Origin of the sequence: Rhizobium sp. WYCCWR 11146, assembly GCF_013591995.1 — a bacterium.
GTDB lineage: Bacteria > Pseudomonadota > Alphaproteobacteria > Rhizobiales > Rhizobiaceae > Rhizobium > Rhizobium indicum.
Window position 1 is genome coordinate 86,421 of sequence record NZ_JACCEY010000043.1, and the last position, 12,753, is coordinate 99,173.

Annotated in this window: 9 protein-coding genes and 1 pseudogene; 9 read left to right on the top strand and 1 reads right to left on the bottom strand. The window is 63.6% G+C overall.

Going from position 1 to position 12,753, the window contains the following annotated elements; translation table 11 throughout:
* The 3 genes and pseudogenes from HX899_RS35405 to HX899_RS33540 form a co-directional block, all read left to right on the top strand.
* Window positions 1-655 (top strand): annotated as a pseudogene (locus tag HX899_RS35405) (ribonuclease E/G); the annotation flags it as partial.
* A 143-nt stretch (window positions 656-798) separates the two neighbouring features.
* The gene (locus HX899_RS33535) at window positions 799-1,008 is read left to right on the top strand and encodes a type II toxin-antitoxin system VapB family antitoxin (protein WP_138328959.1); all 210 of its coding nucleotides are present in this window, start codon (window positions 799-801) and stop codon (window positions 1,006-1,008) included.
* Window positions 1,005-1,394, top strand: coding sequence for a PIN domain nuclease (locus HX899_RS33540; RefSeq protein ID WP_181294466.1), 390 nt, complete (start codon window positions 1,005-1,007; stop codon window positions 1,392-1,394). The genes HX899_RS33535 and HX899_RS33540 overlap by 4 nt, the downstream gene beginning before the upstream one ends.
* Before the next feature lie 117 nt (window positions 1,395-1,511).
* Here the strand turns inward: HX899_RS33540 and HX899_RS33545 are convergent, their stop codons facing one another.
* On the bottom strand, window positions 1,512-3,170 hold the full coding sequence (locus tag HX899_RS33545; protein WP_129418772.1) for an acyl-CoA dehydrogenase family protein: 1,659 nt from the start codon (window positions 3,168-3,170) through the stop codon (window positions 1,512-1,514).
* Between the two features lie 179 nt (window positions 3,171-3,349).
* Here HX899_RS33545 and HX899_RS33550 point away from each other — a divergent pair, with 179 nt between their 5' ends.
* From HX899_RS33550 to rnr, 6 genes are all read left to right on the top strand, one after another.
* On the top strand, window positions 3,350-4,306 hold the full coding sequence (locus tag HX899_RS33550; protein ID WP_007626148.1) for an aspartate carbamoyltransferase catalytic subunit: 957 nt from the start codon (window positions 3,350-3,352) through the stop codon (window positions 4,304-4,306).
* Complete coding sequence (locus HX899_RS33555) at window positions 4,303-5,592, top strand: dihydroorotase (protein ID WP_138328231.1); 1,290 nt, start codon at window positions 4,303-4,305, stop codon at window positions 5,590-5,592. The genes HX899_RS33550 and HX899_RS33555 overlap by 4 nt, the downstream gene beginning before the upstream one ends.
* A gap of 78 nt (window positions 5,593-5,670) precedes the next feature.
* Window positions 5,671-6,291, top strand: coding sequence for a glycerol-3-phosphate 1-O-acyltransferase PlsY (gene plsY / locus HX899_RS33560; RefSeq protein WP_072638785.1), 621 nt, complete (start codon window positions 5,671-5,673; stop codon window positions 6,289-6,291).
* Window positions 6,291-7,433, top strand: a complete 1,143-nt coding sequence (gene dprA, locus HX899_RS33565) for a DNA-processing protein DprA (RefSeq protein WP_181294467.1) — start codon at window positions 6,291-6,293, stop codon at window positions 7,431-7,433. The genes plsY and dprA overlap by 1 nt, the downstream gene beginning before the upstream one ends.
* 248 nt (window positions 7,434-7,681) lie before the next feature.
* Window positions 7,682-10,336 carry a type I DNA topoisomerase gene (topA, locus tag HX899_RS33570; RefSeq protein ID WP_171599458.1) on the top strand — a complete coding sequence of 885 codons (2,655 nt, stop codon included), beginning with the start codon at window positions 7,682-7,684 and terminating at the stop codon, window positions 10,334-10,336.
* Window position 10,337: 1 nt separating this feature from the next.
* Window positions 10,338-12,710 carry a ribonuclease R gene (rnr, locus tag HX899_RS33575; RefSeq protein ID WP_181294468.1) on the top strand — a complete coding sequence of 791 codons (2,373 nt, stop codon included), beginning with the start codon at window positions 10,338-10,340 and terminating at the stop codon, window positions 12,708-12,710.
* Window positions 12,711-12,753: the final 43 nt, after the last annotated feature.

Consider the following 12,753-nt stretch of genomic DNA (forward strand, 5'->3'; position numbering starts at 1 on the left):
CAATGCCGAACAGCCGGTATCGGCAGGCGAAGCCGGCGACGAGGATGAGGACGGCGACGACGAGGGCGGCGAAGGTGATGAAAACACCGAAGCCACGCCCGAGACACGCGCTGAAAGCGAGGAATCGCAGCGCCGCAAGCGCCGCCGTCGCGGCAAGCGTGGCGGCCGTCGCAATCGCGCCGAGGATGGTTCCGAACTGACGGCTGGCGAAGCCGGTGAAGACAATGGTGGCGACGAGGACGAAGGCGACGACGTTTCGAACGACGGCGCTCCGGGCGAAGCCGTAGCGGTCGAAGCGATTGCCGAACAGGCCGACGAAGGCCAGGCCGCGATGGCAGCCGTGGAGAGCGCGCCTGTCATAACCGAAGAGGTGAAGCCCGCCCGTGCCCGCGGCCGCCGCAAACCGGCTGCAGCGCCGGTCGAGGAACCGGTTGCAGAGACGGCCCCTGCGGTCGAGCCCGAGCCGGAATTGGTGGAAGCCTCCGCCGATCTCGAAACGGCCGTTCAGGAAGAAGCAAAGCCGGTTCGCGCCAACCGCGAATCCAACATCTCCTCCTCCGAGCCGACGGTGAAATCCACCCGCGTCGAGAATGGCGAAGGCGATGACGGCAAGCCGAAGAAAGCCGGCTGGTGGCAGCGCCGTGGCTTCTTCTGAACGCTGATTTTCGGACGTAAACACTGAAATCCGGCCGCGGCGACGTGGCCGGATTTTCTTTTATGGGAACGATATCGTCAGTAGTCTTGAACCCCGTCGCGTTGATGTGTATATTTTACGAAGACTATACACATGGAGTAAAAATGCGGACTAATATCGATATCGATGATGCCTTGCTCAACGCGGCAATGACCGCCACGGGATTGGCGACGAAAAAGGCCACGGTCGAGCAGGCCTTGCGAAGCCTCGTTGAAAAGCATAGCCGGCGCAATGCGATCGCAAATCTTGCAGGAATAGGCTGGGAAGGTGACCTCGACGAGATGCGTAACGACCGGCCGGACGAAAAACGGTGATCGTTGTCGATAGTTCGGTCTGGATAGCGCATATGCGTGGGATAGAAAGCGCCGCCATGCGGCGTCTGCAGAACATCGAGGATCCATCAGATGTTATCGTCGGTGACCTGATCCTTCTGGAAGTGCTCCAAGGTGCGCGCAGCGAACGCCATGCAGCCATCATCGAACAGAGCCTGCGCAAGTTCACCATCCGCCCGATGCTTAACGATGACCTCGCGGTCCAGGCGGCTCGCAACTACCGCCTGCTGCGGGAGCGTGGCGTCACGGTGCGCAAGACCATCGATGTGATCATCGGCACCTTCTGCATCCATGAAGGCCATGCACTCCTGCATGACGATCGGGATTTCAATCCGATGGCCGAGCATCTCGGCCTCAGGATCGCCTGATCTCAAAGCGACCGGACGAACCAGACAGTCGTTTCGGATGGGGGAATGAGCGGCGGCTCCAAACGAACGCCCTCCGCGCCACCCAGGAGCGCAACCCACCCTGATTACCGCCTGCGATCAAGCCGCCGGCGGGTAGAGCAGGTCGACGATGTAGCTGGCGTCGAAGCGGGAATCGAGCATGCCGTAGGTGGAGCGCCAGCCGCCGGCAAGACGCGTCTCGATGAAGGCATCGGCAATGCGCCCTGCCCCAAGGCGATAGAGTTCGGCTGCACCGGCGGCGAGCGCCAGCTGCTCGACAAGCAGGCGCGCGGCGCCCTCATCCTGTTCGCACAGCGCGATTGCGGCGCGCAGCACGTCGATCGTCTTCTTGCCGGCGGGGCCAAGATCGCGGGCAAGGCCGGCAAAGACCGTTTCGAACAGATCCTTGCCGCGGTTGAGCACGCGCAGCACGTCGAGCGCCATGACGTTGCCCGAGCCTTCCCAGATGGCGTTGACGGGAGCCTCGCGGTAATGGCGGGCGATCGGGCGCTCTTCGATGTAGCCGTTGCCGCCGATGCATTCCATCGCCTCGTAGATCAGCGCGGGCGCGATCTTGCAGCACCAGTATTTGGCGACCGGCGTCATGACGCGGGCATAGGCCGCCTCCTCGGCGTTGCCGCGCGCCTTGTCGAAGGCGTCGGCTAGACGGAAGGACAGTGCCGTCGCGGCGGCGACATCGAGTGCCATGTCGGCGAGCACGCGCGTCATGATCGGCTGGTTGACGAGCATCTTGCCGAAGACGCTGCGGCCGCGGGTGTGGTGCACGGCTTCGGCGAGCGAGGCGCGCATCATGCCTGACGAGGCCAGCGCGCAGTCGAGCCGGGTCAGCGTCACCATGTCGAGGATGGTGCGGATGCCGGCATCCGGCCCACCGAGCAGGAAACCGAACGTGTCTGTAAACTCGACCTCGGAAGAGGCGTTAGAGCGGTTGCCGACTTTGTCCTTCAGCCGCTGGAATTGCAGGCCGTTGGCGGAACCATCCTCCAGAAGGCGCGGCACGAGAAAGCAGCCCATGCCCTCCTTCGTCTGCGCCAGCATGATGAAGGCATCGCTCATCGGCGCCGACATGAACCACTTGTGCCCGGACAGCCGGTAGATGCCCTCGCTGACCTTTTCGGCAGCGCTCCTGTTGGCGCGCACATCCGTGCCGCCCTGCTTTTCCGTCATGCCCATGCCGATGGTCACGGCGGATTTCTGCATGGCGGGCTTGTTCGACGAATCATATTTGCGTGAGAGGATTTTCGGCGCCCAGTCCTTCTGGACCGCGGGCGAAGCCGAGAGCGCCGCAACGGAGGCGCTCGTCATCGTCAGCGGGCAAAGATGGCCGGATTCCAGCTGCGACGTCAGATAAAACCGCGCGGCGCGAACCTTGTGGGCCTCGTCCTTGGCGTCGGTATCGGCCTGGGGATCCCAGACGGAGGAATGCAGGCCGACCGACATGGAACGGCGCATCAATGCATGCCAAGCAGGATGGAATTCGACGACGTCGAGGCGTTCACCGCGCGGACCGTGGGTGCGCAGCTGCGGCGCGCCCTGGTTTGCCATGCGCGCCATCTCCTGCGCCTCCGGCGAGGTGACGTAGCGGCCCATGTTTTCCAGGTCTTCGCGGATGCCGCGCGGCAGGGCCGCCGTCAGGTCGACGATCAGCGGATCGGACCGATAGGCGTTGATGCCGGACCACAGGCTCGGCTGGTTGAGTTCTGCGAGTTTGTCGTCAGTCCGGTTGGCGGAGGTCATAATTCGCTTCTAGTGTAAGAGCCCGGCAAAGGGAAACCGGAAGTTATGATTCGGTTCATTCTGCTCTATCGGAATTCGGGCGAAAATGCATGGGGACATAAGCCTTTGCCCACAGCACATGCTTGCCCCGGCGGGCAGCACTCTTTATAGACCCGCCAGAGACAGCAAGAGGCAGGGTCATGGTCTTTTTCCCCCACCGCCACCTCATCGGCATCAAGGGCCTCACCGAGCAGGATATCACCTATCTTCTCGACAAGGCGGACGAGGCCGTCAAGATCAGCCGCCAGAGAGAGAAGAAAACGTCGACGCTGCGCGGGCTGACGCAGATCAACCTCTTCTTCGAGGCATCAACCCGCACGCAGGCCTCCTTCGAGCTTGCCGGCAAGCGGCTCGGCGCCGACGTCATGAACATGTCGGTCGGCAACTCCTCTGTGAAGAAAGGCGAAACGCTGATCGATACGGCAATGACGCTGAATGCGATGCGCCCCGACGTGCTGGTGATCCGCCATTCGAGCGCCGGTGCGGCCGCCCTTCTTGCCCAGAAAGTCTCCTGCTCGGTCGTCAATGCCGGCGACGGGCAGCACGAACATCCGACCCAGGCACTGCTCGACGCGCTGACGATCCGCCGCGCCAAGGGCAAGCTGTCGCGCATCATCGTGGCGATCTGCGGCGACGTGCTGCATTCGCGGGTGGCGCGCTCCAATATCCTGCTGCTCAACGCCATGGGCGCCCGCGTGCGTGTCGTTGCGCCCGCGACTCTCCTGCCTGCGGGCATCGCCGAGATGGGCGTCGAGGTCTTCCATTCGATGAAGGAAGGGCTGAAGGACGCCGACGTGGTGATGATGCTGCGGCTGCAGCGCGAGCGCATGTCCGGCGCCTTCGTGCCTTCAGTGCGCGAATACTATCACTTCTACGGGCTCGACGCCGAAACGCTGAAGGCGGCCAAGGAGGATGCGCTGGTCATGCATCCCGGCCCGATGAACCGCGGCGTCGAAATCGCTTCGGAAGTGGCGGACGGGCCGCAGAGCGTGATCGCCGAACAGGTGGAGATGGGGGTCGCGGTGCGCATGGCCGTCATGGAGACGCTGCTCGTCTCGCAGAACCAGGGTCCCCGAAGCGATGGAATGATGGCATGAGCAACCCGATCGTCCTCAAGAACGTCCGCATCATCGACCCGTCGCGCAATCTCGACGAGGTCGGGACGATCATTGCCGAAAACGGCGTGATTCTCGCCGCGGGCCACAAGGCGCAAAACCAGGGTGCACCTGATGGAGCCGTCATCCGCGACTGCACGGGCCTTGTCGCGACGCCCGGCCTTGTCGATGCGCGCGTCCATGTCGGCGAACCCGGCGGCGAGCACCGTGAGACGATCGCCTCGGCGAGCCGGGCGGCGGCGGCCGGCGGCGTCACCTCGATCATCATGATGCCGGACACCGATCCCATCATCGATGACATCGCGCTCGTCGAATTCGTCAAGAAGACGGCGCGGGATACGGCCGACGTCAACGTCTATCCAGCAGCCGCCATCACCAAGGGCCTTGCCGGCGAGGAGATGACGGAGATCGGCCTGTTGATGCAGGCGGGCGCCGTTGCCTTCACCGATGCCCATTCCAGCGTCCACGACACGCAGGTGCTGCGCCGGATCATGACCTATGCGCGCGAATTCGGCGCCGTCGTCTCCTGCGAGACGCGCGACAAATATCTCGGCGCCAACGGCGTCATGCATGAGGGGCTTTTTGCCAGCTGGCTCGGGCTCTCCGGCATTCCAAAGGAAGCCGAGCTCATCCCGCTCGAACGCGATCTCAGGATCGCGCAGCTGACGCGCGGCCGTTATCACGCCGCGATGATCTCGGTGCCGGAATCGGTCGAGGCGATCGAGCGTGCCCGCAGCCGCGGCGCCAAGGTGACCTGCGGCATCTCGATCAACAATCTGGCGCTCAACGAAAACGACATCGGCGAATACCGCACCTTCTTCAAGCTCTATCCGCCGCTGCGCCCGGAAGACGACCGGGTGGCGATGGCCGACGCCGTTGCGAGCGGTGCGATCGATATCATCGTCTCCTCGCACGACCCGCAGGATGTCGATACGAAGCGCCTGCCCTTCGGCGAGGCAGAGGATGGCGCGATCGGCCTCGAAACCATGCTGGCGGCAGCGCTCAGACTTCATCATGGCGGCCAGGTGAGCCTAATGCGCCTGATCGACGCTATGTCGACCCGCCCCGCTCAGATTTTCGGCCTGAATGCCGGCACGCTGAAGCCGGGCGCTGCGGCCGATATCGCGCTGATCGATCTCGATGAGCCTTGGCTTGTCGCCAAAGACATGCTTCTCTCCCGCTCGAAGAATACGCCGTTCGAGGATGCGCGCTTCAGTGGGCGGGCGGTCGCGACATACGTCTCGGGAAAGCTTGTCCACGCAATTTAGAACCGACACGATCGCCGTCCATCCCGCAACGGGAGAAGGCTGACTCGAGGATAGGCCACGGAGAGGCTGAGGGGACATATGTTATCCAATCTCATGTCATGGCAGATCACGCTGCCGATCGCGCTTGCCGCCGCCGTTATCGGTTATCTCTTCGGCTCGATCCCGTTCGGCCTGATCCTCACGCGCGCCGCCGGCCTCGGCGACGTGCGCAGCATCGGCTCCGGCAATATCGGCGCGACCAATGTGCTGAGAACAGGAAACCGGACGCTCGCCGCGGCGACGCTGTTGCTCGATGCGCTGAAGGCATCGGCCGCGGCCTGGGTCGTCGGCTATTTCCTCGGTGAGGAAGCCGCGATCATCGCCGGCTTCTTCGCCTTTATCGGCCATCTTTTCCCGGTCTGGATCGGCTTCAAGGGCGGCAAAGGTGTCGCCACCTATATCGGCACCCTGCTCGGCGTCGCGCCGATCATGGTCGTGCTCTTCGCCGCCGTCTGGCTGGCGGTCGCCTTCACCACCCGCTACTCCTCACTGTCGGCGCTGGTTGCCATGCTTGTCATTCCAGTTGCCCTGTGGATATTGGGCAACGAAAAAGTTGCGGCAGTGATGGCAATCATGACCCTCATCTCCTACTGGAAGCACAAGGCAAATATTTCTCGCCTGATGGGCGGGACGGAAAGCAAGATCGGGGCGAAGGGATAATGGATGCGCTGAACGCCGAACCAAAAGGCGTCGTGCTGACCGAGCGGCAAAGAATTGCCTGGCTGCGCCTCATCCGTTCCGACAATATCGGCCCCGCCACCTTTCGTGACCTCATCAATCATTTCGGTTCGGCCGAGGCAGCACTTGCCGCACTGCCGGAGCTTTCGGCGCGTGGCGGCGCCACACGGGCAATCCGCATCGCCAGCGAGGCCGAGGCGCATCGGGAACTGGAAGCGGCGCGTCGCTTCGGGGCCCGCTTCGTCGGCATCGGTGAGCCGGACTATCCGCAAGCGCTGAAGCAGATCGACGGCGCGCCGCCGCTTCTGGCCGTCAAGGGCGCACTTGCCGCTGCCAAACGACCGGCCGTCGGCATCGTCGGCTCGCGCAATGCCTCGATCGCAGGCGCGAAATTCGCAGCGATGGTGGCGCGTGACTGCGGCCGGGCGGGTTACACCGTGGTCTCCGGCCTGGCACGCGGCATCGACACCGCCGCCCACCGGGCAAGCCTCGACACAGGCACGATCGCAGCACTCGCCGGCGGCCTCGACCAACCCTACCCGCCGGAGAATATCGGCCTGCTCGAAGAGATAACCGGCGGCAATGGCCTGGCGGTGAGCGAGATGCCCTTCGGCTGGGAACCCCGCGCCCGCGACTTCCCACGCCGAAACCGGCTGATCGCCGGCATCGGGCTCGGCCTCGTCGTCATTGAAGCGGCGACGCGTTCGGGCTCGCTGATCACGGCGCGGCTTGCCGGCGAGTTCGGCCGCCTGGTGTTTGCCGTGCCTGGCTCGCCACTCGATCCGCGCTGCCATGGCACCAACGGCCTGCTGAAGGACGGCGCTTCGATCGTCACCGCACCCGCCGATGTCATCGAGGCCCTGGCGCCGCTTGCGCAATTCGAGCTGTTCCCGTCATCGATGGCGGAGGAACTGGCACCTGACGGCAAGGCAATGTCGGTGCCACCAGGTGATTCCGATCGAAACCGCATCATCGATGCGCTCGGGCCGACGCCGGTCGAGATCGACGACGTCATCCGCCATACCGGCCTGTCGGCATCCGCGGTCTATCTCATCCTTCTGGAGCTTGATATCGCCGGCAGGCTGCACCGGCATCAGGGCGGCCTCGTCTCGCTTTCAGATTGAACCTGAGTACGACATCGGGTGGCGGCTTTCGAATTGCCAAACGCTGAGTCGAAAACCTTCGACAGCATATCTAAAATTGTATTTTACCGACAATCTCCCTTTGGCTGCAGCGAACACAAGAGGTAAAATTGTAGCAAACCCCTTGACCGCGGCGATTTCCCTGTCCATGTCGGAGGGCCGATATCCATGTTGCGGTGTGTGTCGCGCTGGCTTCAACGCTGGCGTCGTTTCCTTTTTAGAGAATCATCATGAATGTTGTAGTGGTGGAATCGCCTGCCAAGGCCAAGACGATCAATAAGTATCTGGGTCCGGGATACAAAGTGCTCGCCTCCTTCGGCCATGTGCGCGATCTGCCTGCCAAGGACGGCTCAGTTCTTCCTGATCAGGACTTCGAAATGCTTTGGGAGGTCGACAGCGCCTCCGCCAAGCGCATGAAGGACATTGCCGACGCGTTGAAATCCTCGGACGGCCTCATTCTCGCGACCGACCCGGATCGCGAAGGAGAGGCGATTTCCTGGCATGTTCTCGACATGCTGAACAAGAAGCGCGCGCTCACCGGCAAGTCGGTCAAGCGCGTCGTCTTCAACGCGATCACCAAAAAGGCAGTGCTCGACGCGATGGCTGCGCCACGCGATCTCGATGTGCCTCTGGTCGACGCTTATCTCGCTCGGCGCGCACTCGACTACCTCGTCGGCTTCAACCTTTCACCGGTTCTCTGGCGCAAGCTGCCCGGCGCGCGTTCGGCCGGCCGCGTCCAGTCGGTGGCACTGCGCCTCGTTTGCGACCGCGAATCCGAGATCGAGCGCTTCATCTCGGAAGAATACTGGAACATCTCGGCGCTGCTGAAGACGCCGCGCGGCGACGAGTTCGAGGCGAGGCTGGTTTCGGCGAACGGCAAACGGCTGCAGCCGCGCGCAATCGGCAACGGCGAAGATGCCGGCCGGCTGAAGGCATTGCTCGAAGGTGCGAGCTACGTCGTCGACTCAGTCGAGGCGAAGCCGGTCAAGCGTAATCCCGGACCGCCCTTCACGACCTCGACGCTGCAACAGGCCGCCTCCTCCAACCTCGGCTTCTCGGCCTCGCGCACCATGCAGGTTGCCCAGAAGCTCTATGAGGGCGTCGATATCGGCGGCGAGACGGTCGGTCTCATCACCTATATGCGAACCGACGGCGTGCAGATGGCGCCCGAGGCGATCGACGCGGCGCGCAGCGCCATCGTCGACCAGTTCGGCGAGCGCTATATGCCGGAAAAGCCGCGCTTCTACTCGACCAAGGCGAAGAACGCCCAGGAGGCGCACGAGGCGATCCGACCGACTGATTTCTATCGTTCGCCCGACCGTGTGCGCAAATTCCTCGATGCCGACCAGATCCGGCTCTACGAGCTGATCTGGAAACGCGGCATCGCCAGCCAAATGGCGTCGGCCGAGATCGAGCGCACGACGGCTGAAATCACCGCCGACAACAAGGGCGAGAAAGCCGGTCTGCGCGCCGTCGGTTCGGTCATCCGCTTCGATGGTTTCATCGCCGCCTATACCGACCAGAAGGAAGATGGCGAGCAGAGCGACGACGGCGACGAGGATGGCCGCCTGCCGGAGATCAATGCGCGCGAGGCGCTCGCCAAGCAGAAGATCAATTCGACGCAGCATTTCACCGAACCGCCGCCGCGCTATTCGGAGGCCTCGCTGATCAAGAAGATGGAAGAGCTCGGCATCGGCCGCCCCTCCACCTATGCCGCGACGCTCGCGACACTGCGCGACCGCGACTATGTGACGATCGACAAGCGCAAGCTGATCCCGCAGGCCAAGGGCCGGCTGGTGACCGCCTTCCTCGAGAGCTTCTTCACCAAATATGTCGAATACGACTTCACCGCCGATCTCGAAGAGAAGCTTGACCGGATTTCCGCCGGCGAGCTGAACTGGAAGCAGGTGCTGCGCGATTTCTGGAAGGATTTCTTCGCCCAGATCGAGGACACCAAGGAACTGCGCGTCACCAACGTGCTCGATTCGCTGAACGAGGCGCTGGCACCCCTCGTCTTCCCGAAACGGGAGGACGGTAGCGATCCGCGCATCTGTCAGGTCTGCGGCACCGGCAACCTGTCGCTGAAGCTCGGCAAATACGGCGCCTTCGTCGGCTGCTCGAACTATCCGGACTGCAACTACACCCGCCAGCTCTCTTCCGAAAACGGCGGAGAAGCGGACGGTGCGGCACTCAACGAGCCGAAGAACCTCGGCACCGATCCGACGACAGGCGAGGAGCTGACGCTGCGTTCCGGCCGCTTCGGCCCCTATATCCAGCGCGGCGACGGCAAGGAAGCCAAGCGCGCTTCGCTCCCGAAGGGCTGGAAGCCCGAGGACATCGATTATGAAAAGGCGATGGCGCTGATCTCGCTGCCGCGCGATATCGGCAAACATCCCGAATCGGGCAAGATGATCTCGTCCGGCATCGGCCGCTATGGGCCGTTCCTCCTGCATGACGGCTCCTATGCCAATCTGGAAACCGTCGAGGACGTGTTCTCGGTCGGCCTCAATCGCGCCGTGACTGTTATCGCCGAAAAGGCGAAACAGGCCCCGGGCCGGGGTGCGCGCGGCACGCCGGCAGCGCTGAAGACGCTCGGCGATCATCCTGATGGCGGCGCCATCACCGTTCGCGACGGCAAGTACGGCCCTTATGTCAATTGGGGCAAGGTCAACGCTACACTGCCGAAGGGCAAGGATCCCCAGGCGATCACCGTCGAGGAGGCGCTTGCGCTGATCGCCGAGAAGGCCGGCAAGGCCCCTGCGGGCAAGGCGGCCAAGGCGAAAGCCAAGCCGAAGGCGGCCGCCGCCGAAGCCAAGAGCACCAAGACGGCTGCCAAGCCGAAGACAACGAAGGCGAAAGCGCCCGCGAAATCGAAAAAGGGCTGACGTGAGCAGAATACCGCGCGAGAGAACGAACCCTGCGGGCAAGCGCCCGGGCAAGACCGGCCGCGCCGGCAAGGATGCTCCCGCCGTCGAGCCGCTGAACATCGTCCACGGCGCGCTGCCTTCGCGCGAGGTGATCCTGCGCTTCATCGCCGATCATCCGCAGAAAGCGTCCAAGCGTGAACTCGCCAAGGCTTTCGGCCTGAAGGGCGACAACCGCGTTGAGCTCAAGCACATGCTGCAGGAGCTCGAGCAGGAAGGCATGCTGCAGAAGAACCGCAAGTCGCTGATCCGGCCCGGTGCGCTGCCGCCTGTCACCGTCCTCGATATCACCACGCGCGACAAGGACGGCGATCTGATCGGCCGGCCGGCGGAATGGCCGGAGGACCAGGGCGTGGCACCCGCCGTTTCCATCCGCCAGCAATCGCCGGCAGGCCGCCAGGGCAAGGGCAAGGCGCCCGTCGCCGGGCTCGGCGACCGCATCCTGGCGAAGATCTTCCCGGCTGTCGATCGCGGCGGGCCGGCCTATACGGCGCGGATCATCAAGGTGATCGACAGGCGCCGCGGCGCCTCGATGGGCGTTTTCCGCACTGCACCCGGCGGCGGCGGCCGACTGCTGCCGATCGAACGGCGCGGCGAGGAGATGGTGATCGATCCCGACTTCACCGGCGGCGCCACGGACGGCGACCTGGTCGAAGTCGAAATCGCCCGTCTCGGCCGTTTCGGCCTGCCGCGCGCCAAGGTGCTTTCCGTCGTCGGTTCCGTCGGTTCGGAAAAGGCGATCTCGATGATCGCGATCCATGCGCACGGCATCCCGCATGTCTTCCCGCCGGCCGTTATCGCCGAGGCGGAGGCCGCAAAGCCCGCCAGCATGTCGCATCGCGAGGATTGGCGCGACGTGCCGCTGATCACCATCGACCCGGCCGACGCCAAGGACCATGACGACGCCGTCTATGCCGAGCTCGACCCCTCGCCCGACAATCCCGGCGGCGTCCTCGTCACCGTCGCGATCGCCGACGTCTCCTGGTATGTCCGACCCAATTCGCCGCTCGACCGCGAGGCGCTGAAGCGCGGCAACTCGGTCTATTTCCCTGATCGTGTCGTGCCGATGCTGCCGGAGCGCATCTCAAACGATCTCTGCTCGCTGAAAGAAGGCGTCGACCGCCCGGCGCTCGCCGTGCGCATGAGCTTTTCCGGGGAAGGCCGCAAGATCGGCCATACTTTCCATCGCATCATGATGAAGAGTGCCGCCAAGCTCTCCTACCAGCAGGCGCAGGCAGCCATCGACCGGAAACCGGACGATCAGACCGGACCGATGCTCGAGCCGATCCTGAAGCCGCTCTGGCACGCCTATGAGGTGATGAAGCGCGGACGCGACCGGCGCCAACCGCTGGAACTCGATATGCCGGAGCGCAAGATCCTGCTGAAGCCCGACGGCACGGTCGACCGGGTCGTCGTGCCGCCACGCCTCGATGCGCATAAGCTGATCGAAGAGATGATGATTCAGGCGAACGTCTGCGCCGCCGAGACCTTGGAAAAGAAGCGTCAGCCGCTGATCTACCGTATCCATGACGGCCCGACGCTTGCCAAGCAGGAGATCCTGCGCGAGTTCCTGGCCACGCTCGGCATCTCGCTTGCCAAGGGCGGCAACATGCGTGCCAACAACTTCAACGGCATCCTGGCGAAGGCGGACGGCACGCCGCATCAGACCATGGTGAGCGAGATGGTGCTGCGTTCGCAGAGCCAGGCGATCTACGGCCCGGAGAATATCGGCCATTTCGGCCTCAACCTGATGAAATACGCCCACTTCACCTCGCCGATCCGCCGTTATGCCGATCTCATCGTGCATCGCGCCCTCGTCGGCTCGCTCGGCTTCGGCGAAGGCGGCATCACGCCCGAAGAAGAGGCGGCACTCGACGATATCGCCGCCGAAATCTCGACCTTCGAGCGCCGGGCTATGGCAGCCGAGCGAGAGACCGTTGACCGGCTGATCGCGCATCACCTCAGCGGCCGTGTCGGTGAGGAATTTGCCGGGCGGGTCTCGGGCGTGACAAAATCGGGACTTTTTGTTTCCCTGCCGGACTATGGCGCCGACGGTTTCGTCCCTATATCTACGCTCGGCAGCGATTATTTCATCTATGACGAGGCGCATCAGGCACTCTCGGGTGAACGAACAGGGCTCGGCTATCGCCTGGGCGATAGCGTCACCGTGAAACTTGCCGAAGCGATCCCGCTTGCCGGTGCACTGCGTTTCGAGATGATTAGCGAGGGCCGAGAAATGCCGGCTGCGGTGCGTTCCTTCCACAAGGCGGGGCGCCGCGACAGGGGCCAGGTTCGTAAGAAGCCCGGAACGAGGCCGCCGCGCGGACGGCACTAAAGCGCGTCGCAATCTTTCAGATTGGCTCCCCCGCGCTGTAGGT

Coding starts and splice junctions, on each gene's coding strand:
- topA (WP_171599458.1), top strand. CDS start 7,682: ATGAATGTTGTAGTGGTGGAATCGCCTGCCAAGGCCAAGACGATCAAT.
- HX899_RS33535 (WP_138328959.1), top strand. CDS start 799: ATGCGGACTAATATCGATATCGATGATGCCTTGCTCAACGCGGCAATG.
- HX899_RS33545 (WP_129418772.1), bottom strand. CDS start 3,170: ATGACCTCCGCCAACCGGACTGACGACAAACTCGCAGAACTCAACCAG.
- HX899_RS33555 (WP_138328231.1), top strand. CDS start 4,303: ATGAGCAACCCGATCGTCCTCAAGAACGTCCGCATCATCGACCCGTCG.
- plsY (WP_072638785.1), top strand. CDS start 5,671: ATGTTATCCAATCTCATGTCATGGCAGATCACGCTGCCGATCGCGCTT.
- HX899_RS33550 (WP_007626148.1), top strand. CDS start 3,350: ATGGTCTTTTTCCCCCACCGCCACCTCATCGGCATCAAGGGCCTCACC.
- dprA (WP_181294467.1), top strand. CDS start 6,291: ATGGATGCGCTGAACGCCGAACCAAAAGGCGTCGTGCTGACCGAGCGG.